Origin of the sequence: Mycobacterium genavense ATCC 51234 (assembly GCF_000526915.1) — a bacterium.
GTDB lineage: Bacteria > Actinomycetota > Actinomycetes > Mycobacteriales > Mycobacteriaceae > Mycobacterium > Mycobacterium genavense.
Map to the genome: position 1 here is coordinate 26,406 of NZ_JAGZ01000015.1, position 24,484 is coordinate 50,889.

At 66.8% G+C, this 24,484-nt stretch carries 22 protein-coding genes, 1 tRNA gene and 5 pseudogenes; 10 read left to right on the forward strand and 18 right to left on the reverse strand.

Features of this window, described 5'->3' with window-relative positions:
• Positions 1 to 15: 15 nt before the first annotated feature.
• The 6 genes and pseudogenes from T428_RS31435 to T428_RS35095 form a co-directional block, all read right to left on the reverse strand.
• Positions 16 to 267, reverse strand: coding sequence for a hypothetical protein (locus T428_RS31435; protein WP_051465332.1), 252 nt, complete (start codon positions 265 to 267; stop codon positions 16 to 18).
• Between the two features lie 17 nt (positions 268 to 284).
• Positions 285 to 1,574: pseudogene (locus T428_RS0122610) on the reverse strand (oligosaccharide flippase family protein); the annotation flags it as partial.
• A gap of 10 nt (positions 1,575 to 1,584) precedes the next feature.
• Positions 1,585 to 3,078, reverse strand: coding sequence for a sugar transferase (locus T428_RS0122615; protein ID WP_025738243.1), 1,494 nt, complete (start codon positions 3,076 to 3,078; stop codon positions 1,585 to 1,587).
• Positions 3,075 to 4,268, reverse strand: a complete 1,194-nt coding sequence (locus T428_RS36250) for a dTDP-4-dehydrorhamnose 3,5-epimerase family protein (RefSeq protein ID WP_156943035.1) — start codon at positions 4,266 to 4,268, stop codon at positions 3,075 to 3,077. Before T428_RS36250 ends, T428_RS0122615 begins: the two co-directional genes overlap by 4 nt.
• 42 nt (positions 4,269 to 4,310) lie before the next feature.
• Complete coding sequence (locus T428_RS33780; protein ID WP_211244000.1) at positions 4,311 to 4,454, reverse strand: hypothetical protein; 144 nt, start codon at positions 4,452 to 4,454, stop codon at positions 4,311 to 4,313.
• 29 nt (positions 4,455 to 4,483) lie between these two features.
• On the reverse strand, positions 4,484 to 4,882 hold the full coding sequence (locus tag T428_RS35095) for a PPE family protein (RefSeq protein ID WP_425412072.1): 399 nt from the start codon (positions 4,880 to 4,882) through the stop codon (positions 4,484 to 4,486).
• A 73-nt stretch (positions 4,883 to 4,955) separates the two neighbouring features.
• Here T428_RS35095 and T428_RS30385 point away from each other — a divergent pair.
• Together T428_RS30385 and T428_RS0122640 are read left to right on the forward strand one after the other, a co-directional pair.
• Positions 4,956 to 5,635: pseudogene (locus T428_RS30385) on the forward strand (TetR family transcriptional regulator).
• 85 nt (positions 5,636 to 5,720) lie between these two features.
• Complete coding sequence (locus T428_RS0122640; protein ID WP_025738246.1) at positions 5,721 to 6,422, forward strand: TetR/AcrR family transcriptional regulator; 702 nt, start codon at positions 5,721 to 5,723, stop codon at positions 6,420 to 6,422.
• A gap of 141 nt (positions 6,423 to 6,563) precedes the next feature.
• Here T428_RS0122640 and T428_RS0122645 read toward each other — a convergent pair whose 3' ends face one another.
• Both T428_RS0122645 and metG read right to left on the reverse strand, forming a co-directional pair.
• Positions 6,564 to 6,929: a PAS domain S-box protein gene (locus T428_RS0122645; RefSeq protein ID WP_025738247.1), complete on the reverse strand. Its 366-nt coding sequence runs from the start codon at positions 6,927 to 6,929 to the stop codon at positions 6,564 to 6,566.
• A 134-nt stretch (positions 6,930 to 7,063) separates the two neighbouring features.
• Positions 7,064 to 8,620: a methionine--tRNA ligase gene (metG, locus tag T428_RS0122650; protein WP_025738248.1), complete on the reverse strand. Its 1,557-nt coding sequence runs from the start codon at positions 8,618 to 8,620 to the stop codon at positions 7,064 to 7,066.
• Between the two features lie 18 nt (positions 8,621 to 8,638).
• On the opposite strand from metG, the gene T428_RS0122655 reads away from it, so the two are divergent.
• The 3 genes from T428_RS0122655 (at position 8,639) to rsmA (ending at position 11,648) form a co-directional block, all read left to right on the forward strand.
• On the forward strand, positions 8,639 to 9,499 hold the full coding sequence (locus T428_RS0122655; protein ID WP_025738249.1) for a TatD family hydrolase: 861 nt from the start codon (positions 8,639 to 8,641) through the stop codon (positions 9,497 to 9,499).
• 137 nt (positions 9,500 to 9,636) lie between these two features.
• Positions 9,637 to 10,764 (forward strand): resuscitation-promoting factor, encoded by a 1,128-nt coding sequence (locus T428_RS0122660; protein WP_211244001.1) that lies wholly within the window; start codon positions 9,637 to 9,639, stop codon positions 10,762 to 10,764.
• Positions 10,728 to 11,648 (forward strand): 16S rRNA (adenine(1518)-N(6)/adenine(1519)-N(6))-dimethyltransferase RsmA, encoded by a 921-nt coding sequence (gene rsmA, locus T428_RS0122665; protein WP_025738251.1) that lies wholly within the window; start codon positions 10,728 to 10,730, stop codon positions 11,646 to 11,648. The genes T428_RS0122660 and rsmA overlap by 37 nt, the downstream gene beginning before the upstream one ends.
• Positions 11,649 to 11,658: 10 nt before the next feature.
• Here the strand turns inward: rsmA and T428_RS30390 are convergent.
• Positions 11,659 to 12,187 (reverse strand): annotated as a pseudogene (locus T428_RS30390) (glycosyltransferase).
• Entirely contained in the window at positions 12,184 to 12,357 is a 174-nt protein-coding gene (locus tag T428_RS32415) for a glycosyltransferase family protein (RefSeq protein WP_084298844.1), read from the reverse strand. The pseudogene T428_RS30390 and the gene T428_RS32415 overlap by 4 nt, the downstream one beginning before the upstream one ends.
• A 183-nt stretch (positions 12,358 to 12,540) precedes the next feature.
• Here T428_RS32415 and T428_RS30395 point away from each other — a divergent pair.
• From T428_RS30395 to T428_RS0122695, 4 genes and pseudogenes are all read left to right on the forward strand, one after another.
• A pseudogene (locus T428_RS30395) lies at positions 12,541 to 13,652 on the forward strand (Gfo/Idh/MocA family protein).
• Positions 13,649 to 14,549, forward strand: a pseudogene (locus tag T428_RS30400) (hypothetical protein). Before T428_RS30395 ends, T428_RS30400 begins: the two co-directional pseudogenes overlap by 4 nt.
• Before the next feature lie 78 nt (positions 14,550 to 14,627).
• Positions 14,628 to 15,581, forward strand: coding sequence for a 4-(cytidine 5'-diphospho)-2-C-methyl-D-erythritol kinase (locus T428_RS0122690; RefSeq protein ID WP_036468720.1), 954 nt, complete (start codon positions 14,628 to 14,630; stop codon positions 15,579 to 15,581).
• A gap of 339 nt (positions 15,582 to 15,920) precedes the next feature.
• Positions 15,921 to 17,558 (forward strand): fatty acyl-AMP ligase, encoded by a 1,638-nt coding sequence (locus T428_RS0122695; RefSeq protein ID WP_025738253.1) that lies wholly within the window; start codon positions 15,921 to 15,923, stop codon positions 17,556 to 17,558.
• A 76-nt stretch (positions 17,559 to 17,634) separates the two neighbouring features.
• Here T428_RS0122695 and pth read toward each other — a convergent pair whose 3' ends face one another.
• The 8 genes from pth to T428_RS0122735 all read right to left on the reverse strand — a co-directional run bounded on the left by pth (position 17,635) and on the right by T428_RS0122735 (position 23,630).
• Complete coding sequence (pth, locus tag T428_RS0122700) at positions 17,635 to 18,210, reverse strand: aminoacyl-tRNA hydrolase (protein ID WP_025738254.1); 576 nt, start codon at positions 18,208 to 18,210, stop codon at positions 17,635 to 17,637.
• Positions 18,211 to 18,222: 12 nt separating this feature from the next.
• Positions 18,223 to 18,885, reverse strand: coding sequence for a 50S ribosomal protein L25/general stress protein Ctc (locus tag T428_RS0122705; RefSeq protein WP_025738255.1), 663 nt, complete (start codon positions 18,883 to 18,885; stop codon positions 18,223 to 18,225).
• Positions 18,886 to 19,027: 142 nt separating this feature from the next.
• Complete coding sequence (locus tag T428_RS0122710) at positions 19,028 to 19,897, reverse strand: oxidoreductase (protein ID WP_025738256.1); 870 nt, start codon at positions 19,895 to 19,897, stop codon at positions 19,028 to 19,030.
• A gap of 55 nt (positions 19,898 to 19,952) precedes the next feature.
• Entirely contained in the window at positions 19,953 to 20,567 is a 615-nt protein-coding gene (locus T428_RS0122715; RefSeq protein WP_051465333.1) for an LpqN/LpqT family lipoprotein, read from the reverse strand.
• 23 nt (positions 20,568 to 20,590) lie between these two features.
• On the reverse strand, positions 20,591 to 20,935 hold the full coding sequence (arsC, locus tag T428_RS0122720) for an arsenate reductase (glutaredoxin) (RefSeq protein WP_025738258.1): 345 nt from the start codon (positions 20,933 to 20,935) through the stop codon (positions 20,591 to 20,593).
• A complete protein-coding gene (locus T428_RS0122725; protein WP_025738259.1) occupies positions 20,936 to 21,916 on the reverse strand; it encodes a ribose-phosphate diphosphokinase in 981 nt (326 codons plus the stop codon).
• A 103-nt stretch (positions 21,917 to 22,019) separates the two neighbouring features.
• Positions 22,020 to 23,495 carry a bifunctional UDP-N-acetylglucosamine diphosphorylase/glucosamine-1-phosphate N-acetyltransferase GlmU gene (glmU, locus tag T428_RS0122730; protein ID WP_025738260.1) on the reverse strand — a complete coding sequence of 492 codons (1,476 nt, stop codon included), beginning with the start codon at positions 23,493 to 23,495 and terminating at the stop codon, positions 22,020 to 22,022.
• A gap of 63 nt (positions 23,496 to 23,558) precedes the next feature.
• Positions 23,559 to 23,630 (reverse strand) — tRNA-Gln (locus T428_RS0122735).
• Between the two features lie 227 nt (positions 23,631 to 23,857).
• Here T428_RS0122735 and T428_RS0122740 point away from each other — a divergent pair.
• Positions 23,858 to 24,451, forward strand: a complete 594-nt coding sequence (locus T428_RS0122740; protein WP_025738261.1) for a TetR/AcrR family transcriptional regulator — start codon at positions 23,858 to 23,860, stop codon at positions 24,449 to 24,451.
• Positions 24,452 to 24,484 lie beyond the last annotated feature (33 nt).

Consider the following 24,484-nt stretch of genomic DNA (forward strand, 5'->3'; position numbering starts at 1 on the left):
CGCCGGTGCCCGAGATCAGCAGCGCCGGAACGCCGTTGCTGCCCTGCAGCGAAAGACCTTTGTCCGGGCCCTCTTTGATGATGATCTGCCGTCCAGGGGCTGGGACGGGTCGACCACGGTGCTGCCCCGGTCGTAGGGGGCTTCGACGGCCACCTGTGGATTCTCGGCGCCGTAGTGGTCTTCCAACGCCGCGGCCAATTGCACTGCCGCGTCGGATTCTTGCTGCGTCGGCTTCGGCGGGACGAAGATGGTCAGCTTGTGAACCACGGAAGGCAGGAAGTCGGCAGCAAGAACGTCGTCGGCTCGCGGTAGCCGCACCGGCGTCGCAGTCGCCAGCTCGCGGCCAGCATGCTGAACAGCTCCGTGCACACCAACGTGACACCGGCGCCGACGGCGCCGAACCGGCCCGCCAGCACAAGATTCAGCATGATGTTGAGCGCCAGCGTGACGACCCAGACTCGGAACAAGAACTGCTGTTGATGTGAGGCGAACAGGCCCTGGCCGAGGGTGCTGGCGATGCACCGCAGCGCGGCTGCGACCAACAGCAAGGCCAGCGTCGGCGTGCCGCGCGCGACGAACGCCCGATCGCCGAGCAACCCGATCAACGGGCCGGCCAGCAACCCGCCGACCACCGCGACCGGCACCATCAGGAAATACATCAATTCGACGCTGCAGCGCATGAACTCGGCGAAAGCGCCGACATCGCGCGCGAACAACTCGGTGGCCGTCGACAACGACGACTTGAGGAAGAAAAGCGCCAAGACCTCGGTGTTGAACGCAAGCGTGTAGGCCACCCCGTAGACGCCGACCTCGGATTGGGTGCTGAGCAGCGACAGGATGAACCCGTCGGCGCGCCAGTACACCAGTGCGACCACCATGACGCCCATCAGTGGCAGCGTCTCCCGCACCAAATCGACGGTCTCCCCGGACGCGAAGATGGGGCGCAGCAAGACGTGTCGGGCCGCGGCGGTGCCCTGGATCAACAGTTGCAGCGCCGGGGGAATCAGCTGGACCACCGCGAACCAGATCACGTCCGCGTGGCCGGCCACCAACCAGCAGCCCGCGCCCAGCACGCCGATCCGGCCGGCGACGTCGGAGATCGCCACCGCGGAGAACTTGACGGTGGCCATGAAGACTGGCTCGAAACGGGTGATCATCGTGACCATCAGCAGCTGCCCGGACAGCACCACCAGCATCACCCGCACGTCGTGGTCGCGATAGATCAGCAGCCCGGATACCGCCGCCATTGCCACCAGCGGAACGCAATACATCAGGGACAGGCCGCTATTGACCCGAACGAGGCGGTCGAGCTCGCCCCGGCCGGAGGTGACGCGGCGAACGATGACTGTGCCGATGCCGAGATCGGCCAGGCTGGACCACATCCCGATGAAGACGACGGCGATCATCAGTTGCCCGTAGGGTCCCGGGCCCAAGTAGCGGGCCGTCATCGCCACCGACACGACCGACGCCATCATCCCCAGTGCCCGGAAGATCAGCTGGATCGCGCAGGCGTGCGCGATCCGCGACAGCGGGACCGACGGTGCGACCGCAGGGTCGACCACCGGTTCTGTCATCGCTGTTTCATCAGTAGGCTCCGTCGCCTACCAATACGGCCTTGAGCGTCTTGGCGACGATCATCAGATCCCCCGCCATCGACCAGTTGTCGACATAGAACAGATCCAACCGGACCGAATCTTCCCAGGAAAGATCCGAACGGCCGCTGACTTGCCACAATCCGGTGACTCCCGGCTTCACCAGCAGGCGGCGTTTGGCTTCGACGTCGTAGTTCTCGACCTCGCGGCGCAGCGGCGGGCGTGGGCCGACGACGCTCATATCCTGCCTGAGCACGTTCAGGAATTGCGGCAACTCGTCGAGGCTGAGCTTGCGCAGTACCCGGCCGACAGCGGTGACGCGGGGGTCCCGGCGAATCTTGAACAGCATGCCGCCGGCGCCCTCGTTGCGCGGCAGCAGCTGCTCGACTTGCGCGTCGGCGCCGTCGACCATGGTGCGGAACTTGAACATCGTGAAGGGCTTGCCCTCGAGGCTGATGCGTTCGGCGCGGTAAAGCACCGGTCCCCTGCTGGTCAGCTTGATAGCGATCGCGCAGACCAGCATGATCGGCATGGTCACGACCAGCGCGGCCAGGGCGAAACAGAAGTCGAACGCCCGCTTCTGGAAGCGGTTGGTCTCTTCGTATTGCGGCTTTTCCACGTGCAGCAGCGGGAAGCCCGCATACGGCTTCAGAGCCAGTCGGGCGCGTGCGACGTCCATCACTCCGGGCGACACCACGAGGTCGACGTCGGTGGATTCCAACTGCCACATCAACTCTCGGATGCCCTGCACGCCCAATTGCTCGGTGCGGGCCACCGCGACGGTGTCCGCGCCGCAGCGCCCGGCCGCGGGCACCGCATACGTGTCGTCACCGAGGATCGGGATCGCCTGCTGATGAACCCACAGCGTCTCGCCGCGGGGTGGGCCGTAGCCCGGGATGCAGACACCGAGCACCGCGTAGCCGTCTTTCGCGTTGCGCAGCAGTTCCTCCGCCAGATGTGCGACACCGGAACGGTCGCCGATCGCCAGCACCCTCGTCTGGTATGCGCCCTGGGCTCGCTTCCGGCCGATGTATTGGCGCCAGATCTTGCGGCTGACCAGCAGTCCCAGCGTGCCGACGGGAAGCGCGACCGCCAGGTAGCCGCGGGCCAGGTCGATCTTGGCGAGCAGGGTGAGGATCGCGATGATCCCGAAGGTCTGGAACGATGCGTGCGCGATGCGCCGGTATTCGTCGAGGCCTCCGCCGAGGACTCGCGGCGACCGGGTCTGGAAGATTTCCAGCGACGCCAGCCAAAGCACCGCGAACAGCGTCATCATGGCGCCGGCATAACCGGAGGACGACGGCGAATCCCCGAACCGGGCGAGTTGCGCCAGCGTCACCGAACCGGCAACGATCGCCGCGTCGGTCAGCTGCACGCCGTGCGCGTATTTCCGCTGCCAACGACGGAGGTTACGGCCACCGATCGGCGGTGCGGCAGGCACGGCCGCCGGCGCGCTGGGGAGCTGGCTGTGCAGCACGGCGGTCATGCCGACCCGCTCTCTAGGTGACGCGCCCGCGCATCAGAGCTGAATCGTGCCCCCGATGGCGTGGCGCATTCGCTGAGCTGGACCGGGTGGCGTGCCGGCGGCGCGATGGCGGCCGGAAGCGCCGACGTGTCACGGCTGGAACGTTCGGCCAGCAGCCGGTTGACATCCATCATCACGATGACGTCCTCGTCGATGCTCTCGACGCTGTCCGACTTCGGCCAGGTCGCGTCCTCTTCGGAGATGACCGTGATCGGCAGCGGCCACTTGATGCCGAATTCCGGCTCGTCGAACCGGAAACCCTCCTGGCCGGCGGGCGCATGCGCACCGCTGATCTGGCAGATGACTTCGGTGTCGTCCACCAGCGTCTGGAAACCGTGGGCGAAATAGGGCGGCACAAACAGCGCTCGGTGGTTGTCGGCGGTCAACTCCACCATGACGTGCCGGCCGTAGGTGGGCGACTCGGGGCGAACGTCCACCGCAACGTCGGCGATCGCGCCGCGGGTGCACCGGACCAGCTTGGCCTCCGGGTGCGGCGGGGCCTGACGGTGCAAACCCTGCACCGTGCCGCGGGTGTAGTTGAAGGAGATCTGTGTCTGCACGACATCGGCGATCAGGCCGATCTCGGCGAACTCCTGGGCGCAGAAGGACTGTGAGACGACGCCGCGGTGGTCGCAGTTGGGCTCGATGTCGACGATCGTGACCCCAGCGATGCTCGTAGGCGTGTACTTCACTGACGTTTCCTTCCGGAACAAGACGCTCGTAGGGGTGGGGTGGTCGTCGCGGCTGCGCATGCCATAACCGGCGGGAATCACGGTGGTTATCCGTATCCGGCGGCGGGTGGCTGGGCCATGACGGTGGGCACCAGCCCATAGCGCGGGCCGGGGCGAGGACCCCGCCCCGGACTTCGGGCCCTGCAGCGGCACGCCGCCCAACATGCTCGGTATCGAGGTCGCACCGGCCCCGGCGCCGTTGGGCAGGGCCGAGAGGGCACCGCCCACAGGTGACGGCGGGATGACGCTGGTCCAGCCCTGCGGCACCGACATGGGCCCCAGCGACGCCGCCGAGCCCATGCTGCCCAGCGCGCCGGCGCCGGCGTTGCCGAGCTCGGCCGCTCCGGATGCGGCCTCGGCCGCGCCCGCCGCGGCCGTCGCTCCGAGGTCGGTGCCGACGGTGCCGGCGGCCATGGCCATCGACTGGCTGGTCTGGGCGATTCCGAACAGGCTGGACAGCGCTTACAGTGGGGTGGGCAGCGCCATGATCCAGATCGCCGATATGTCGCTGAGAGTGGAGACGGTCCCCGAGTCGAGCGACAATCCCGACACCGCGTCGCTCAGCGCGTTTGTCGTGTCTGCCAGCGGCGTCGAGAACGCCTCCAAGGTCGAGGGAACGGTGTTGATCAGTCCCTTCAGCGCCGCTTGCTGCCCCCCGAGATGCCGGTGGCGTTGGCGACCGCGACCTCTTGTGAGGCCACCCCGCTCTGGTCGGTCACTTCCGGCGCATCGGTGAACGGCGTCACGTCGGTCGCGATCGCGGAATTCGCGGCGTATTGGTACATCGCCGCAGCGTCTTGGGCCCACATCTCGCCGTATTCGGCCTCGTTGGCCGCGATGGCCGGCGAATTCTGGCCGAAGAAGTTGGTGGCGGTCAGCGAGGCGAGCTGAGCCCGGTTGGCGAAAACCACCGGCGCCGGGACCGTCATCGCGAAGGCGGCTTCATATACCTCTACGGTAAGCCATATACCTCTACGGTAAGCCGTGCCTGGTCGGCCGCCTCGGCCGCCCGCGCGGCCGCCCCCGTCGTCCACGCCACCCCGGACCGCGGCCTCGCCGACGGTCGCGAGCGACGCACGGCATCGCAACGGTGAGTTCGTCGAACCGATGAGTGTGCAATCCCACGATGGCCGCGCAGATGCGACGCGGCGACAAATCTTGCGAGCTGCTTCGCATCAGTTCGCGCGACGGCCCTACCACGACGTCGGCCTCGACGACATCCTCGCCGAGGCCGAACTCACCAAGGGCGCGATGTACTTTCATTTCAAGTCCAAGCACGCGCTCGCGGTCGCGATCATCGAAAAGCAGACCGCCACCGGCGCCACCGCCGTGCAAAACCTGATGAAGCGCGGACTTTCGGGCCTCGAGACCCTCATCGACTTCTCGTATCTGGTAGCCGTCGGGGACATCAAGACCGATGCCGTGCGTGCGGGGCTCAACCTCATCGAATCGGTGGGCCGGACGCAAGGGTTGCAAGAGAAGTTGATGGCAACTGGGTCGACGCCGTGGCCGGCGTCGTCGAGCAAGCCATTGCCGAAGGCGACATCGATGACCGGTGCGATCCGCATGACGTGGGACGGTTGTTGGTGTCCATGCACATGGGACTGCGGCAAACGAGCACGCTGGATCAACCGGAACGGTTCTTGCTCGACGTCGAGAAGTGCTGGACCTTCATTTTGACAGGCGTTCTGCGACCGGACCGGTTCGAGTATTTTGGGCAATTCCTCAAGCGGCGGGCGGTGCTCGCGATCAATTCGACGTCGACTGAGGCGGACTCGCCGCAATAAGTGCGCGGCGTGCTATCTGCTTGCGAGGCAACGTGAAACGAGATCAGAATCTGCGCACCGACGAGAGTTCGGAGGCGTAGCGACAATGGCGCGCCAGGTTCGGTCCGAAGCGACCCGGCGAAAGATCCTCGCCGCAGCGATCGACGTGTTCGGCGAGGTCGGGTATGCGGCCGCCGGATGGAGTGTGATCATCGAGCGGACGGGCATGACCAAGGGCGCCCTCTATCATCACTTCGATTCGAAAGAAGCGTTGGCGTTAGCCATCATTGAGGAAGGCTCCGACAAACTGCTCAGCGCGTTCCAGGGCGTGTGCGGGTCGTCGTCGCCGGGGCTGGAGAACTTGCTGCACGGCACCTTCACGATCGTCAAGGTGCTGAGTTCCGACGAAATCGCCAGCGCGGCCGAGCATTTGATCGCTACGCTGAGCGGGTTCACTGCGGCTGCCGGGCGCTTCTGCACGGGCCTGGTCGCGCTGATGGCCGCCGAGGCGCAGCGAGCGATCGCGGAAGGAGACGTGCGGAGCGACGCCGATCCCACCGTGATCGGCGAGTCGATCGTCGGCGCCATCTTCGGCATGCGCTTGCTGTTGAACGCGACATCCGGGCCTGACAAGAAGCGGGGCGCCGGCGGGGACGACATCAAGCGGCTGACCGAGATATGGGAACTGCTTCTCCCCGGGATGGTCTCGGAAACCTCGCAGGGTTACTTCAGGCAGTTCCTCGGTCGCGAAGCGATGCGCCATGCCCGGCTCGACGCCACGCCGGTGGCACAGCCGGAAATAAGTTAGCCGCAGAATTTTTTGCCAGGTCATCGGCGTAAATTTTCAGCGCCCGCCCGAAGGCAAAACATACTGCTGGTATCGATCAAGCGTTGTTTCAAACCTATGGTCTGTGCAGCGCGGTGCGGTCGGCCGATCGTTGACCGGCGGTCAACGCTCTTCGTCCCACAACTGCTCGGTCACATCCTGGAATGTCGCCAGGGCGAATCGGTCGTCGGCCCGCATCCCCACCGACTTGCTCATCAGCGCGCGCACCACGGAGCCGTCCTTGTGTGCCAATTCGACGACCATGTTCGCCAGGGCGTGCACGACCGACAAGAGCGAGGATTCCGAATCGGGCGCCTGGTGGAAAACCTCCCCGAAGCGCAACGCCAGAACTTCTTCGGGCTCATAGCCCACCATTTCCGCGAATGCGGTGTTGGTGAACAGGATCGCGCCGTCGTCGCCGATCGCCAGCACCGGGACCGGAATCCGTTCCAACACCACCAACGCGGGCAGCTGCTTGAGGGTGGTCATCGGCGATTCGTTGTGCTGGTGCCGATTCTGTCGTCGCTCCACAGGCCGATTATGGTCTATGCCAGAGGTCATGTCGGACATATTTCCTAACGCGCGGCCGGTCGGCCAGTGCTGCCATTTCTTTTCGCATTCGTTTAATCGTCCTCGGCAGTTGGCTGATACCGCGGAAAAACGCCGACGGGTGCCGGCAGCGTCGAGCCGGGGGTTAGCCGGACCCCGATCGCGCTGAACGCCCGCTGGTCGTCGGGCTGCCCGAGCAGGTCCAGCAGCTTGGCGGCGGATTCCGGCATGACGGGCTGCACCAACAGTGCCGCGATGCGGACCGCCTCGCACGTGACGTAGAGGACGGTGCGGAAGCGCACCTGATCCGCCTCGGATTCGCTCTTGCGCAACACCCACGGCTGCTGGGCCGAAAAGTACTTATTCGCCTCGCCCAGCATCAGCCAGATCGCTTCCAGCGCCAGGTGCATCGCCTGCTCGTCGAGGTGGACGCGCACCCGATCCAGCAACGCGTCGGCGGTCGCGAGCAGCTCGGCGTCGGCGGCGGTGAACTCGCCGGGTTCGGGCATCACCCCGTCGAGGTTTTTGGCGATCATCGACAGCGACCGTTGGGCCAGGTTGCCCAACTCGTTGGCCAGATCGGTGTTGATCCGGTTGATGATGGCCTCTTCGCTGTAGCTGCCGTCCTGGCCGAACGGCACCTCGCGCAGCAGGAAATAACGCAGCTGGTCCACACCGAACGCGTTCGCCAGTGCGACCGGGTCGATGGTGTTGCCCACCGACTTGCTCATCTTCTCGCCGCGGTTGTGCAGGAATCCGTGCGCGAAAACCCTTCGCGGCAGCTCGATTCCGGCCGACATCAAAAACGCCGGCCAGTACACCGCGTGGAACCTGATGATGTCCTTGCCGATCATGTGCAGATCGGCGGGCCAGTAGCGGCGGAACAGTTCCGAACCCGTGTCCGGGTAGCCGGCTCCGGTGAGGTAGTTGGTCAGGGCGTCGACCCAGACGTACATGACGTGGTCGGGGTGTTCGGGCACCTGCACGCCCCAGTCGAAGGTGGTGCGCGAGATCGAGAAATCGGTCAGCCCGCCGGAGACGAAGCTGACGACCTCGTTGCGTCGCACCTCGGGTCCGATGAAATCGGGGTTGGCTTCGTAGTGGGCCAGCAGCCGGTCGGCGTAGGCCGAGAGCCGGAAGAAGAACGTCTGCTCCTTCTCGCTCCAGGTCACCGGTGCCCCGGTCTCGGTGGCGACACGGATGCCGTCGACCACCTCGGTCTCCGAGTCGGAGAAGTACCGCTCGTCGCGCACCGAGTACCACCCGGAATAGGTCGCCAGATAGATGTCGCCGGCCGCCTGCATGCGCCGCCAGATCTCCTTGGACGCCTCGTGGTGGTCGGCGTCGGTGGTGCGGATGAAGCGGTCGGATGAGATGTTCAGCGCCTCCTGCATCCGTTGGAACACATCGGAATTGCGGCGGGCCAGCTCGGCGGTGGGCAGCCCGGCGGCGGCCGCGGTCTCGGCGACCTTCTGGCCGTGCTCGTCGGTCCCGGTCAGGAACCGCACGTCGAAACCGTCGAGCCGCTTGAAGCGGGCGATCGCGTCGGTCGCGATGTATTCGTAGGCGTGACCCACGTGCGGCGCACCGTTTGGATACGCGATCGCAGTGGTGACGTAATAGGGCCTCATCGAGATTCACCCTATTGTGTGCGCGTGAGCTCCAGCCGACCTGGTAAACGAGAAGCGCCACCCGCCCCGGAGCCGTTGGCGCCACTGATCGACGCCCACACTCACCTCGACGCATGCGGCGCCCGCGACGCCGCCGGGGTGGCGGCCATCCTGGAGCGCGCCGCGGCGGTCGGGGTAGCCGCCGTGGTCACGATCGCCGACGATCTGGCTTCGGCGCGCTGGGTGACCCGGGCGGCCGGCTGGGATCCGCGCGTGTACGCCGCGGTGGCGTTGCACCCGACGCGCGCAAACGCCCTCGACGGCGACACTCGCGCCGACATCGAGCGGCTGGTGGCCGACCCGCGGGTGGTGGCGGTGGGGGAGACGGGCATGGATCTGTACTGGCCCGGCCGGCTGGACGGGTGCGCGGCACCCGAGGTGCAGCGGGAGGCCTTCGCGTGGCATATCGACCTGGCCAAGCGGCGCGGCAAACCGCTGATGATTCACAACCGGGACGCCGACGCCGCGGTGCTCGACGTGCTGGACGCCGAGGGCGCGCCCGACATCGTGATCTTCCACTGCTTTTCGTCGGACAGCGCAATGGCCCGCCGCTGCGCCGACGCCGGGTGGTTCATCAGCCTGTCCGGGATGGTGAGCTTTCGGAATGCGCGCGCACTGCGCGAAGCCGTGCCGCTGGTTCCGGTCGACCAGCTGCTGGTCGAAACGGACGCGCCGTTTTTGACTCCACATCCTTACCGTGGCGCACCAAACGAGCCGTATTGCCTTCCCTATACTGTCCGTGCGATCGCGGAACTGCTCGATCTTCCGGCGGACGAACTGGCCCGAATCACCACGAGCAACGCCTGTCGGGTCTACGGACTCGCCGAATCGGGCCGGTGATTTCCACAACACATCCGTGCCGGAGTTGCTCCAGATTGACCGGTTCGTTACCGTATTGTGATCGAATCGTTGGTTTATTGCACGGTTGTCGAATGCTGCTGGGTAGGTCGTTGAGTGGTTGCTGAGGTAGACGCGCGTTGACTGTATTGAGAAGGCTTCATCAGACCCCGTCGCCGATGTTGCGGCTCGTCGTTTCAGGGGTGCTTTTAGTACTCGCTTTTGCCGGCGGTTTCGCGGTCTCGGTATCCAAGACGGTCACCTTGACGGTCGACGGCATTGCGATGCGGGTGACGACGATGAAGTCGAAGGTCATCGACATCGTCGAAGAGAACGGTTACGTCGTCAATCAGCGCGACGACCTGTACCCCGCCGCCGATGTCGAGATTCACAATGCCGACAAGATCACGCTGCGCCGCAGCCGGCCGCTGCAGATCTCGCTGGACGGCCACGACACCAAGCAGGTGTGGACCACGGCCTCCACCGTCGACGAGGCATTGGCCCAGCTCGCGATGACCGACACCGCCCCCGCCGCCGCCTCGCGGGGCAGCCGGGTTCCGCTGGCCGGAATGGCGCTGCCGGTCGTCAGCGCCAAGAGCGTCCAGATCAACGACGGTGGCAACATCCGCATGGTGCACCTGCCGGCGCCCAACGTCGCGGGGCTGCTCAATGCCGCGGGTGTGCCGCTGCAAGACAGCGACCAGGTGGTGCCCCCCGCGACCGCGCCGATCGTCGACGGCATGCAGATCCAGGTGACGCGTAACCGCATCGAGAAGGTGACCGAGCGAATCCCGTTGCCGCCCAACGCTCGCCGGGTCGAAGACCCCGACATGAACATGAGCCGCCAGGTCGTCGAGGACCCGGGCAGCCCGGGTACGCAGGACGTGACCTACGCGGTGGCCACCGTCAACGGTGTGGAGACCGGCCGGCTGCCGATCGCCAACATCGTGATTGCGCCGGCCCGTGACGCGGTGGTGCGGGTGGGCACCAAGCCCGGTACCGATGTGGGCCCGGTAACCGATGGATCCATCTGGGACGCCATCGCGAGCTGCGAAGCCGGCGGAAACTGGGCGATCAACACCGGCAACGGCTATTACGGGGGCGTCCAATTCGACCAAGGCACCTGGGAGCGCAACGGCGGGTTGCGGTTTGCCGCCCGCGCCGACCTGGCCACCCGCGAGGAGCAGATCGCGATCGCCGAGGTCACCAGGGAGCGCCAGGGCTGGGGCGCGTGGCCGGTGTGCAGCGGAAGAGCTGGTGCGCGCTGACGATCCGGCTGCTGGGACGCACCGACATCAGGCGGCTGGCCAAAGAACTTGAATTCCGGCCACGAAAATCGTTGGGCCAGAATTTCGTTCACGATGCCAACACGGTCCGGCGGATAGTTTCGGTATCCGGAATCGGCCGTGCCGACCATGTCCTGGAGGTCGGCCCGGGTCTGGGCTCGCTCACGCTGGCGTTGCTCGACCGCGGCGCCACGGTCACCGCCGTCGAGATCGACCCGGTGCTCGCCGGGCGGCTGCCGCAGACCGTCGGCGAGCATTCCCACAGCGAGGCCGCGCGGCTGACGGTGCTCAATCGCGACGTGCTGAACCTCGGACGAGACGAGTTGGCCACCGGCCCAACGGCGTTGGTCGCCAACCTGCCCTACAACGTCGCGGTCCCGGCGTTGCTGCATCTGCTCGCCGAGTTTCCGTCCATCGCGACCGTCACCGTGATGGTGCAAGCGGAGGTCGCCGAGCGGCTGGCCGCCGAGCCGGGCGGCAAGGAGTACGGCGTGCCCAGCGTCAAGGTGCGCTTCTTCGGCCGGGTTCGTCGCTGCGGCACGGTGTCGCCGACCGTGTTCTGGCCGGTGCCCCGCGTCTACTCGGGGCTGGTCCGGATCGACCGGTACGACACCGCGCCGTGGCCGACCGACGACGCGTTTCGGCGGCAGGTCTTCGAACTGGTCGATATCGCCTTCGCGCAGCGGCGCAAGACGGCGCGCAATGCGTTCGCCGAGTGGGCCGGCTCGGGCAACGAGTCGGCAAATCGATTGCTGGCAGCCAGCATTGACCCCGCCCGCCGCGGCGAGACGCTGAAGATCGACGACTTCGTCCGGCTGCTGCGCCGCTCGGGCGACCCGGCCCAACCGCAGGCTTCCAGCAGCTGACCGGCGGCGCTCAGCGGCGACGCGGACGGCCCGGCCGAACGCCGCCACGGCGATCCCGGGGGAGTCCCTGCCAGTACGTCTGCAGCCACTCGGTCAAGTCGCGGGCCCGATCCAGCGCCCCGCCCGGCGCCGAACGAGATCGCGCCGCGGCGATGGCCGCGGACAGTTCGGTCATTTCGCGGACCACGATCGCCGACCCGTCGACCTCCAGCTTCGCGGCGAACGGCAGCTGGTGCTCGTCGACGTGCTCTCCGTAAGACGAGCGCCGCGGCACAATCACCGGGCACTTGCCCTGCTCGATGCACAACAGCGTCGATCCCGCGCCCGCGTGGGTGATGGTCACCGAGGCACGCCGGACCTGCTCGCGGACGTCGCCGAACGACAGAAAGCGTTCGAATCGGGCGTGCCGCGGTTCGTACCGACACGTTCCCAGCTGCACGAAAAAGTCCTCGCCGAGATCGCCCGTCCGGGCCAGGTCGTCGACCGCGCGCCAATCGATCGAAAGGGTGCACCTCCATCCCCATGATCACGAAGATCACACGATCCTCCCGTGATATTCGGTGCCGGGAGTCCGCTCGGTCGACTCGGGCCACTGGACCAGGAAGCGGGAGGCGAACGGCTTCACCATCCGGGCGGTCAGCGAGAGCTCGGTGATGCGGGTGATCGATTCGATGAAGACGGCCTGCCAGAATTCCCGCATGCAAAACATCTCGTAGATGTGGCCGCCGGACGAGGCGATCAGCCGCCGGACGAGGCGATCAGGAGGAAGCGACCCATGGCTGCCATCTCAGGCGCTGGTGGCAATGGCGTTGGAAGACTTGCGCGCGTGCGGCATGCGGGGATAGTAGATGGTCCGGTGCGGGGCTCGAAACCAGACTGAGAGACGCCGACGATGATTCGAACGGCCATAGTCGGCCTGGGGAAAATGGGGTTGTCGCACCTGGCGATACTTCGGACCCACCCGGACCTCGACGTGGTTGGTATCTGCGATTCGACGGGCTATGTGCGTGACGTCCTCGCCAAGTACACCGGCCTGTCGTGCTACGACGACTTCGATCGGATGCTGGCGCAGACCAAGCCCGACGTGGTGGTCGTCGCGGTGCCGTCCCGGCTGCACGCGTCGATCCTCGAGAAGGCGCTGACGGCCGGGGCGCACGTCTTCTGCGAGAAGCCGTTCGTCCTCGAGGTGCCCGACGGTGAGCGCTTGGTGGCCTTGGCCGAACGCGGTCGACTCGTGACCCAGGTCGGCTACCACTGCTGCTTTGTGAGGGCGTTCCAGGAGGCGGCGCGGATCGTCGCGTCGGGCGCGCTCGGGCGCGTGCACCACGTGCGCGCGGAGGCCTACGGGCTGGTTGTGCTGCGGGACAAGGGAAGCACGTGGCGCGGGTGAAGTCCGAAGGCGGCGGGACTCTGTACGACTATGCGTGCCACGCCATCAATCTGGTGAATTTCATTGCCGGGGTGCCCGATTCGGTCGACGGCGTGGTGCGCCACAGCGTTTTCTCCCGTGACGTCGACGACGAGGTTTATTGCACATTGCGCTATGCCGACGGCGCAACCGGCCAACTGTGCGTGAACTGGAGCGACGAGAGCTTCCGCAAGATGTCGACGAAGGTGTCGGTGTGGGGAACCAACGGCCGCGTCATCGCCGATCGGCAGGAGTGTCAGATCTATCTGCGCGCGGCGCACCCCGGGCTCCCCGAGTTCGATCCGGGTTGGACGATCCGATACACGACAGACCTCACCGAGGAAGTCTGGTATTACCTTCGCGGCGAGGAGTATTCGGCCCAGATCAACTATTTCGCCGAGAGCGTGCGCAAGAACCGGCTGGATGGGGAGAACACATTTCGGTCCGCGCTCGACGTCGATCGGGTGGTGGGCATGATCACCGGCGCCGCACTGGTCGCCCGCCCCGCGCCGCCCCCGCGACCGGCACGGCGTGGCTCGCCGGGCCGCCGCCTGGTCGCGCGCATCAAAAGTCTCATCACCTCGAAGGCATCGTGACCATGGACCGAGTCCTGTTCGGAGACAACCAATTCTTCGGCGTCAACCACATGTCCGAGGAGAAGGCGCGCGCAGGCGATCCGTTTCCAGCACCTCCCGACCGTGCTGGCCACGCTCGACGCCGCCGTATCAGGAGGGCATCCGCACGTTCGTCTGCACCACCCATGATCGGGTCGGCGAGATCTGTGATCATTTCCGGGCCAACCGGGCGCGGTACCCCGACTACGTCTTCTACCCGTGATGCCGTATGCGCACAAGTACGCGAACGCCGTGACCGAGTTCGGGATCGTCGACGCGCTGCGCAGGTTTCTGCCGGACACCGGGGCGGTCAGGTCGATGTTCAAGGGCGGCGTCGCCCTCGCCGGCAAGGACATCGAGCCGGTCATGCAGCTGATGGTCGATGCCGAGATGAAAATGTTCGCCGGGCTTTCCACGCCGATCATCTTCGTTCAGAACGTCGTCACCGACTTACTGCTCGGCCTCGGAATGGAAGAGGCCTTTCAGTTTTTTGCCGACCACGTGCAGCGCAGGTACCACGCCGAACCGGGTTTCATCACGATGAACCTGCCACGCCTACTCGATGTGCTGGAGCGGCAAGGGATCGAGAATCCGATCGTCTGCACCAATTTCAACAAGATCGGCTTCCGGATGTGCGGCGGCACAGGCCTTTACGAGCAGGCGATCCGCGAACGCCAATGCCGGGTGATCGCGATGTCGGTGTTGGCTTCGGGTGCGATACCGCCGCGCGAGGCGATCGACTACGTGTGCGCACAACCGCAGATCCAGTCGATCGTGTTCGGCGCGTCCAACCGCGCGAACATCCGCGAGACGAAGTCGCTCATCGACGAGCGCTGGCAGGCGCGTGGCCCGGCGCAACCGCAGGCTTCCGGCGGCTGACCCGGGCGTCGTTGCGTGTCGTTGGCGCGCCGCGGCGTTAGTCTGCTGCGGTGACGGTGGCTGGCTGGGTGACTGGAAATGTCTGACGGCAACACCGCTGCACAGTGGGTGCCCACCGGGTCTGTCACCGTTCGCGTGCCCGGAAAGGTCAACCTGTACCTCGCCGTCGGCGACCGCCGGGACGACGGCTATCATGAGCTGACGACGGTGTTTCAGGCCGTCTCGCTGCTCGACGAGCTGACGGTGCGCAACGCCGATGTGTTGTCGCTCGAACTCGTCGGCGAGGGTGCCGACACGCTGCCCACCGACGAACGCAACCTGGCGTGGCAGGCCGCCGAGCTGATGGCCGAACACGTCGGCCGCGCGCCGGACGTGTCGATCATGATCGACAAGTCCATCCCGGTCGCCGGCGGCATGGCCGGCGGTAGTGCGGATGCCGCGGCGGTGCTGGTCGCGATCAACTCGCTGTGGGACCTCAACGTGCCGCGCCGCGATCTGCGCATGCTGGCCGCGCGGCTGGGCAGCGACGTGCCGTTCGCCCTGCACGGCGGGACGGCGCTGGGCACCGGGCGGGGCGAGGAGTTGGCCACGGTGCTGTCGCGCAACACCTTCCACTGGGTGCTGGCCTTCGCCGACGGCGGGCTGCTGACCCGCAAGGTGTTCGGCGAGCTGGATCGGCTCAGAAAAGCCGCGGACCCGGCGCGGCTCGCCGGGCCGGGTCCGGTGCTGGCCGCGCTCAGCGCCGGTGATCCCGAGCAATTGGCGCCACTGCTGGGCAACGAATTGCAGGAGGCCGCGGTCAGCCTGGATCCCACGCTGCGGTGCACCCTGCAAGCCGGCGAGGACGCGGGCGCGTTGGCCGGCATCGTGTCCGGATCGGGCCCGACGTGCGCGTTTCTGTGCACGTCGGGACCGGCGGCGGTCGACGTCGGCACCCAGCTGTCCGGGGCTGGCGTGTGCCGCACGGTGCGGGTCGCCAGCGGTCCGGTGTCGGGTGCCCGCGTGGTCCCGACGCCGATGACTGACGACTAAACAACCTGTGAAATCCGACTCAAATCGTCGAAATGGTGGGTTATTACTTAAGAGGAGTTTAAGATAACTCGCGGTGACGACCATCGATCAGCTCGAGCATCCGGGTTGGTCGCCCGCCGGCAGTCGCGGCGGACGGCCGATTCATCGATGCCGGTCCGGGCGGACGGGCCGGGGTCGTCGTACTGGTCAGGCAACCGGACACGAGGTTGCTGACCGACCACTATTTCGAGATCGAACTGCTCCCCAACTGTGCTCGCGCGCCTGCTGCAAAGTGTTGCCCGGCGAGCGGAACATGAAAACCCGGGTTTTGGGGAAAGCGCCGGAACCGAGGAGGTTTGCGTGAGCAGGTTTACCGAGAAGATGTTCCACAACGCCCGCGTCTCGAAGAAGGGCATGGTCACCGGTGAACCCCACGAGCCTGTTCGCCACACCTGGGGCGAGGTCCACGAGCGCGCGCGCCGCATCGCGGGCGGCCTGGCCGCCGCGGGCATCGGCCTCGGTGACGCCGTCGGCGTGCTCGCCGGCTACCCGGTAGAGATCGCCCCGACCGCGCAGGGCCTGTGGATGCGGGGTGCCAGCCTGACCATGCTGCACCAGCCCACCCCGCGCACGGATCTGGCCGTGTGGGCCGAGGACACCATGAACGTCATCGGCATGATCGAGGCCCAGGTCGTCATCGTCTCCGAGCCCTTCCTGGCCGCGATCCCGGTGTTGGAAGAAAAGGGCATCAAGGTCCTCACGGTCACCGACCTGCTGGCGTCGGAACCGGTCGACCCCATCGAGGTCGGCGAGGACGATCTGGCGCTGATGCAGCTGACGAGCGGCTCGACGGGCTCGCCGAAGGCCGTCCAGATCACCCACCGCAACATCTATTCCAACGCCGAGGCGATGTTCATCGGCGCGCAGTACGACATCGACAAAGACGTGATGGTCAGCTGGCTGCCATGCTTCCACGACATGGGCATGGTCGGCTTCCTGACCATTCCGATGTACTTCGGCGCCGAGCTGGTCAAGGTCACCCCGATGGACTTCCTGCGCGACGCGCTGCTGTGGGCCAAGCTGATCGACAAGTACCGGGGCACCATGACCGCGGCGCCGAACTTCGCCTACGCGCTGCTGGCCAAGCGGCTGCGCCGCCAGGCCAAGCCCGGCGACTTCGACCTGTCGACGCTGCGCTTCGCGCTGTCCGGTGCCGAGCCCGTCGAGCCCGCCGACGTCGAGGACCTGCTGGACGCCGGTAAGCCGTTCGGCCTGAAGTCCTCGGCGATCCTACCGGCCTACGGGATGGCCGAGACGACGCTGGCGGTGTCGTTCTCGGAGTGCAACGCCGGTCTGGTCGTCGACGAGGTGGACGCCGACCTGCTGGCCGCGCTGCGCCGCGCCGTGCCCGCGACCAAGGGCAACACCCGCCGGCTGGCCACGCTCGGCCCGCTGCTGAAGGACCTCGAGGCCCGCATCATCGACGAGCAGGGCAACGTGATGGCCCCGCGCGGCGTCGGCGTCATCGAGCTGCGCGGCGAGTCGCTGACCCCGGGCTACCTGACGATGGGCGGTTTCATCTCGGCCCAGGACGAGCACGGCTGGTATGACACCGGCGACCTCGGCTATATGACCGAAGAGGGCCACATCGTGGTCTGCGGTCGCGTCAAGGACGTCATCATCATGGCCGGCCGCAACATCTACCCGACCGACATCGAGCGGGCCGCCTGCCGCGTCGAGGGTGTGCGCCCCGGCTGCGCCGTGGCGGTTCGCCTGGACGCCGGCCACTCGCGCGAGACGTTCGCCGTCGCGGTGGAGTCCAACGCCTTCGGCGACCCGGCCGAGGTGCGCCGGATGGAACACGAGGTCGCCCGCGAGGTGCTCAAAGAGGTCGACATGCGGCCCCGCAACGTCGTGGTGCTCGGGCCCGGGACGATCCCGAAGACACCGTCGGGCAAGCTGCGTCGCTCCAACTCCGTCACCCTGGTCACCCGGTAGCTCGTTCACGCCGCGGGTGTGTGCTGACGGCGCCCCGGACGCACACGGGAAGCCCTGGACGCACACCCGACGCGAATTACCAGGCGTGCACGCGATTCTGCGCGGGCTCTAGCCCCAGTTCGATCAGCAGCTCGGTGGCGTCGGCCGCCTGCTCGCAGATCGTGGGAACCACCGGCCGCTCCGCGGCGGTGAAGGTCTCCAGCACGAACGCCGCCGGGTCTTTGCGTCCGGGCGGACGCCCGATGCCGATGCGCACCCGCTGAAAGTCCTTGGTGCCCAGCGCCGAGGCCACCGAACGCAGCCCGTTGTGGCCGCCTTCACCGCCGCCGAGCTTGAGCCGGATACGACCGAAGTCGAGGTCGAGTTCGTCGTGCACGACGATGATGTCGGCCGGCGGCACGGAGTAGAACTTCGCCAGCGGGCCGACCTGGCGACCGGACTCGTTCATGAAGCAGCGCGGCTTGGCCACCAGCACCGAATGCCCGGCGAGCCGGCCGCTGACCACTTCGGCGCCGGAACGCTTGTGCACCTTGAACTTTGCGCCCAGGCGTGCGGCGAGCAGGTCGGCGACCATGAACCCGAGGTTGTGCCGGGTGCGGGCGTAGTTGTCTCCGGGATTGCCCAGGCCGACCACGAGAAGCGGTTCGGCCACGTCGCCGGCCGCCTACTCGGACGCTTCTTCGGAGGCCTCGGCCTCGCCGGCCGCTTCCTCCGCCGCGGCTTCCGCGCCCTCGGCGGTCTCGCCGGCGCCCTCTTCCTCGAGGTCGGCGGCGGTCGGTGCGTTGACGACATTGACCACCAGCATCTCCGGGTCGGAGATCAGGTTGACGCCCGACGGCAGCGGGATCTGTCCGGCGGTGAACTGGGTGCCGGGCTCGGCGTCCTCGACCGACACCGTCAACTGCTCGGGAATCGACAGCGCCTCGGCCTCGATCTCGATGGTGTTGGTCTCCTGGGTCACCAGGGTGTCCGGGCCGGCCTCGCCCTCGATGACGACGGCGACCTCGACGACGACCTTCTCACCGCGACGCACCACCAGCAGGTCGGCGTGCTGGATGTTGCGCCGGATCGGGTGGATGTCCAGCGCCTTGGTCAGCGCCAGTTGTTCTTTGCCCTCGATGTCGAGGGTCAGCACCGCGTTGGTGCCGGAGTGCCGCAGCACGGCCGCGAACTCATGCCCCGGCAGTTCCAGGTGTTGCGGGTCGGTGCCGTGGCCGTAGAGGACGGCGGGAATCTTGCCGTCGCGGCGGGCCCGGCGGGACGCGCCCTTGCCCGTCTGGCCACGCACCGTGACCCTGAGTTGGTTGACCGAAGATTTCTTGGCCATCGTGTCGCTCCCGTGTGCTGAAGTACCTAGGTGTCCAGGCACGGCCAGGGTCGCGACATATGTCGGTCTCCGTCGATAACGGTGCTGGCTATCCGCCTGCCACCCTCGCCGTGACGCCCGGCCAGGGTAGCGCATCGGCACCTCAGAGCGGAAATTTGACGCCGGTGAGCTGCTCGGACAGCTCCCAGAGCGCGGTCGCGGTGGTCGGATCCTGGGCGTGCCGGCTGCGGCTGACGGGTTGGGTTCGGCCGATCCAGCCGAATTTGGGGCCGATGAAGGTGTCGCCGGGCAGATCCTGCGAAGCGGCGTACAGCGTTTGCCGCGCACCGAAATCGGCGCTGGTGGCGACCACCCGGGTGGTGGCCGACATCAGCGCGTCGCCCAACTTGCGGCCGGTGGCACCCTGCAGATTGGTGTGCGAGTAGCCGGGGTGGACCGCTATCGAGCGCAGCGGCGATCCGGCCAGCCGCAGCCGGCGCTGCAGCTCGCTGGTGAACAGCAGGTTGGCCAGCTTCGATTGGCTGTAGGCCAGCCAGGCCGAGTAGCGCCGGTTCTTCCAGTTGATGTCGTCGAGGTCGATCCGGCCGGGCCAGTGCGCCATCGACGTCAGCGTCACCACTCGGCCGGTGAGCTTGGGAAGCAGCAGGTTGGTCAGCGCGAAGTGACCGAAGTGGTTGGTGCCCATCTGGCCCTCGAAGCCGTCGGCGGTCAGCGCGAACGGGGCGGCCATGATGCCGGCGTTGTTGATCAGCACGTCGGCCTTGTCGACCTGTTCGGCGAACAGGTGGATCGATGTCAGAGCCTGCAGGTCGAGTTGGCGCACCTCGACCTGGCCACGCATGTCGCGAGCGGCCTTCTCTCCCTTGCGCGGGTCGCGGACGGCCATGATGACCGTCGCGCCGACTCGGGCCAGCTCGCGGGCGGTGATGGCGCCCAGCCCACTGTTGGCGCCCGTGACGATCACGGTGCGCCCGGCGAATGACGGGAGATCGGCGGCGGTCCAGTCGGTCATGACTGATAACCCTAGTGAACTACCGCATCGACAGCGCCGCCGTGGGGCACCGGCGCTATTTAGCCGCGACGACGAACCCGTGGATGATCATGTCGATGTCGGACGACTGCGCGGCGGCCTGGTCGGCCAGACCGGCGACGGTGAGCTGGACGAAGTAGCGCTGCCTGGCCGGCGGCGACCCGGTCGGCAGCACGATCCGGTTCCAACTGTGCAGTCGGGTGCCGTTGTCGCCGTTGTAGCTGCCCTGGATCATCGCCGACGGAAACCCGTTGTAGGGCGCCAACGACGAGTCCAATTGCTTGAAGTTCTCGAACAATTGGGCATCGTCGTTGCCGTGCTTGATGACTTGTGCCGGGTCGAAGTCGCCGTTGAGGGCGAACACCACCAGACGCGCGGTCGGATACTTCTTGTCCTTGGCCAGGATCACCGTCTCGGGCGCGATGTGCGGATCGGTGAACGGCGACCAGCCCGGGGGTGTCGGTATGGACACCGTCAGATCGGTCAGGGCGCTCGGCGCCACCCGTTTGCCCGTCACGCCGATGCTGTTCAGATACTGCGACAGCGGGACGGGCTTGTCGACCGTGGTGGTCGTCGTCGCCGTCGAACTCGTCGTCCAAACCGTCGAGTAGTCAGGGCTTTTCGGTCCACAAGCGACAACGGTCATCGTCATCGCGGCGGTGACCGCGAGCCGTCTCACAGAATCTCGTGGACCGCGTCGATCGGACGGGCCAGCCGGGTGCCCTTCTCCGTCACGACGAACGGGCGTTCGATCCGGATCGGATGTTCGGCCATCGCGTCGAGCAGCTGATCGTTTGTCGCGTCGGCCAGTCCCAGTTCGGCATACAAGGATTCGCGCTTACACACCGCGGTGCGCACGTCGATACCCGCGTCGCGAATCATCTTCACCAGCTCGGCGCGCGACGGCGGAGTCTTCAGATACTCGACGATCTCGGGTTCAAAACCGTTGTCCCGCAACAAGTCCAACGTCTTGCGGGAGGTACTGCAACGTGGGTTGTGGTAGATGACAGCTTCACCCATCTAGGCATCTCCATCGAATAGCCCTGTGACGGAACCATTTTCGAAGACGGCGCGAATGGTGCTGGCCAGCAGCGGTGCGATCGACAACACGGTGAGCTGTGGGAAACGCTTCTCCTCGCCGATCGGCAGCGTGTTGGTGACGATGACCTCGCGCGCGCCACAGGCTGCCAGCCGTTCGGCGGCCGGCTCCGAGAGTACGCCGTGGGTCGCCGCGACGATCACGTCGCTGGCGCCGTCGGCACGCAACAGATTGACGGCGCCGGCGATCGTGCCGCCGGTGTCGATCATGTCGTCGATCAGCACACAGGTGCGGCCCTCGACCTCACCGACGACGCGGTTGGAGACGACCTGGTTGGGCACCTTCGGGTCGCGGGTCTTGTGGATGAAGGCCAGTGGCACCCCGCCCAGTGCGTCGGCCCACTTCTCGGCGATGCGCACCCGGCCGGAGTCGGGGGAGACGACGACCATGTTGCCACCCGCGTAGTTGTCCTTGATGTAGCCGGTGAGCAGGTTCTGGCCGCGCATGTGGTCGACGGGCCCGTCGAAGAAGCCCTGGATCTGGTCGGTGTGCAGGTCCACGGTGACGATCCGGTCGGCCCCGGCGGTCTTGAGCAGGTCGGCGACCAGCCGGGCCGAGATCGGCTCGCGGCCGCGGTGCTTCTTGTCCTGGCGCGCGTACGGGTAGAACGGCATGACGGCGGTGATCCGCTTGGCGCTGCCGCGCTTGAGCGCGTCGATCATGATCAGCTGTTCCATCAGCCAGTTGTTCACCGGCGCCGGATTGGATTGCAGGACGAACGCGTCGCACCCGCGCACCGATTCGTGGAACCGCACGAAGATCTCGCCGTTGGCAAACTCGCGCGCCGTCTGCGCGGTGACGTGGACGTCGAGTTCCTTGGCGACCTGCTCGGCCAGCTCGGGGTGCGCCCGGCCGGAGAACAGCATCAGGTTTTTGCGGTTGTCGGTCCAATCATGGCTCACCGTGCTGCCCCCGCCGTTCGGGATCGAAATTTGGAAAAGCCCATCGTACGTAGCGAATGGTACGGAAGGTTGGCCGGGTTGCCGGACACCAAATTCATGGTGTCTATTCGGATTCCGACGGGTCGCGGGCCGTCCTAGCTTGCTGGGCGGCCTTCTCCGCGGCTTCCGCGGCGGCGCTGCCTGGACGTTTCCGTTGCACCCAGTTCTCGATGTTTCGTTGCGGGCCGGCGGAAACCGCCAGCGCGCCCGGCGGCACGTCGTCCCGCAACACGGTGCCCGCCCCGGTGTAGGCGCCGTCCCCGACGGTGACCGGCGCCACGAACATGGTGTCCGAGCCGGTACGCACGTGCGAGCCGACCGTGGTGCGCCGCTTGGTCGTGCCGTCGTAGTTGACGAAGACGCTGGACGCACCGATGTTGCTGTGCTCGCCGATGTCGGCGTCGCCGACGTAGGTCAGGTGCGGCACCTTGGTGCCGGTTCCGATGGTGGAGTTCTTGACCTCGACGAACGCGCCCAGCTTGCCCGCCGCGCCCAGCACCGTGCCGGGCCGCAGATAGGTATACGGGCCGACCGTCGCGCCGCTACCGATCGTCGCGGAGGCGCCGTGCGTCCGGATCACCGACGCGCCGTCAGCGACGGTGACGTCCGTCAGCGTGGTGTCCGGGCCGACGACACAGCCACCCCCGATCTGGGTGCGGCCCAGCAGCTGGGTGCCAGGGTGGATGACGGTGTCGCGGCCGATCGTCACGTCGACGTCGATCCAGGTGGTGGCCGGATCGATCACCGTCACCCCGGCCAGCTGATGGGCGGCGACGATGCGGCGGTTGAGTTCGGCGCCCAGCGCGGCGAGCTGGACGCGATTGTTCACGCCGGCCACCAGCGCGCTGTCGTCGACGTGTCGGGCGCGCACGGGCCGACCGTCGCCGCGCAGGATGGCGACGACGTCGGTCAGGTACAGCTCTTGTTGGGCGTTGTCGGAGCTCAGCCGGCCCAACGCGGACCGCAACGCCGCCGCGTCGAAGGCGTAGACGCCGGCGTTGACCTCGCCGATCTTGCGCTGCGAGTCGGTCGCGTCGGCTTCCTCGACGATCGCCATCACCGCGTCGTCCTGGGTGCGCAGGATGCGGCCGTAGCCGAATGGATCGTGCAGCGTCGTGGTCAACACCGTCGCGGCGGCCAACACGGCGTGGTGCGTCGCGATCAGGTCGGCCAGGGTGTCGGCATCCAGCAGCGGGGTGTCGCCCGAGGTGATCACCACGACCCCGGCGTAATCCTCGGGCAGCGCCGACAGCCCGCAGAGCGCGGCGTCGCCGGTACCGCGGGGGCGGTCCTGCAGGGCGATGTCGATGGGTCGGCCGAGGGTGGCGGCGAGATCGGCGACGATCGGCGCGATGCGCTGGTGTTCATGCCCCAGCACCACGACCAGCCGCTGCGGCGCCACCTTGGCGATCGCGTGCAGGGCATGGGCGAGCATGCTGCGGCCGGCGAGGGTGTGCAGCACCTTCGGGGTGTCCGATCGCATCCGGGTGCCGGGCCCGGCCGCCAGGACCAGGACCGCTGTGTCACCGTGAAACGACATCGATTCTCCTCGTGCTTAGCCCCAAGCCTGTCATTTCACCTGCACCGATCGCAAAACCCGAAGCTCCGTCGCCAGGACTCGAACCTGAACTATCTGAACCAAAATCAGAGGTGCTGCCGATTACACCACGACGGACTGCCGACCCGGGCCGGCGGCGACTCACCGTCAACCGCGCCACCAAGACTTTAGTCTGACGACGACGCGGACCGCTTGGTCCGTTGAGGAGTCGGACACTTCAGCGCAGTCTGTGTGGCAGCTCGTTGGCGGCCCGCAGCCACAGGCGGGCGATTTCACCAGGCCAAACCGATACCCTGAGGGACGTGGCAGCCCCGGATAAAGAAGTGCGCGCGCCACGCGCCCGGATGACCGGCAGCGAGCGCCGACACCAGCTGATCGGCATCGCGCGCTCGCTTTTTGCCGAACGCGGCTATGACGGCACCTCGATCGAGGAGATCGCGCAGCGTGCCAACGTGTCCAAACCGGTCGTCTACGAACACTTCGGGGGCAAGGAGGGCCTTTACGCCGTCGTCGTCGACCGCGAGATGTCGGCGCTGCTGGACGGGATCACCTCGTCGCTGACCAACAACCGGTCCCGGGTGCGTGTCGAACGGGTCGCGCTGGCGTTGCTCACCTACGTCGAGGAACGCACCGACGGCTTCCGGATCCTGATCCGCGACTCGCCGGCCGCGATCAGCACCGGCACCTACTCCAGCCTACTCAACGACGCGGTCGGCCAGGTGTCCTCGATCCTGGCCGGCGACTTCGCCCGCCGCGGCCTGGATCCGGATCTGGCGCCGCTGTATGCCCAGGCATTGGTGGGCTCGGTGTCAATGACCGCGCAGTGGTGGCTCGACACCCGCGAGCCCAAGAAGGAAGTCGTGGCCGTGCACCTGGTCAACCTGATGTGGAACGGCCTGACTCATCTGGAATCCGACCCCCGGCTGCAAGACGAGTAGTGGTCGCCCCGCGCGTTGCTCCGCGAGCGTAGA

Coding starts and splice junctions, on each gene's coding strand:
- T428_RS0122615 (WP_025738243.1), bottom strand. CDS start 3,078: ATGACCGCCGTGCTGCACAGCCAGCTCCCCAGCGCGCCGGCGGCCGTG.
- T428_RS36250 (WP_156943035.1), bottom strand. CDS start 4,268: ATGGCCATGGCCGCCGGCACCGTCGGCACCGACCTCGGAGCGACGGCC.
- T428_RS0122640 (WP_025738246.1), top strand. CDS start 5,721: ATGGCGCGCCAGGTTCGGTCCGAAGCGACCCGGCGAAAGATCCTCGCC.
- T428_RS0122645 (WP_025738247.1), bottom strand. CDS start 6,929: ATGACCACCCTCAAGCAGCTGCCCGCGTTGGTGGTGTTGGAACGGATT.
- metG (WP_025738248.1), bottom strand. CDS start 8,620: ATGAGGCCCTATTACGTCACCACTGCGATCGCGTATCCAAACGGTGCG.
- T428_RS32415 (WP_084298844.1), bottom strand. CDS start 12,357: ATGTTTTGCATGCGGGAATTCTGGCAGGCCGTCTTCATCGAATCGATC.
- T428_RS0122690 (WP_036468720.1), top strand. CDS start 14,628: ATGTCTGACGGCAACACCGCTGCACAGTGGGTGCCCACCGGGTCTGTC.
- T428_RS0122705 (WP_025738255.1), bottom strand. CDS start 18,885: ATGGCCAAGAAATCTTCGGTCAACCAACTCAGGGTCACGGTGCGTGGC.
- T428_RS0122710 (WP_025738256.1), bottom strand. CDS start 19,897: ATGACCGACTGGACCGCCGCCGATCTCCCGTCATTCGCCGGGCGCACC.
- T428_RS0122715 (WP_051465333.1), bottom strand. CDS start 20,567: ATGACGATGACCGTTGTCGCTTGTGGACCGAAAAGCCCTGACTACTCG.
- arsC (WP_025738258.1), bottom strand. CDS start 20,935: ATGGGTGAAGCTGTCATCTACCACAACCCACGTTGCAGTACCTCCCGC.
- glmU (WP_025738260.1), bottom strand. CDS start 23,495: ATGTCGTTTCACGGTGACACAGCGGTCCTGGTCCTGGCGGCCGGGCCC.
- T428_RS0122740 (WP_025738261.1), top strand. CDS start 23,858: ATGACCGGCAGCGAGCGCCGACACCAGCTGATCGGCATCGCGCGCTCG.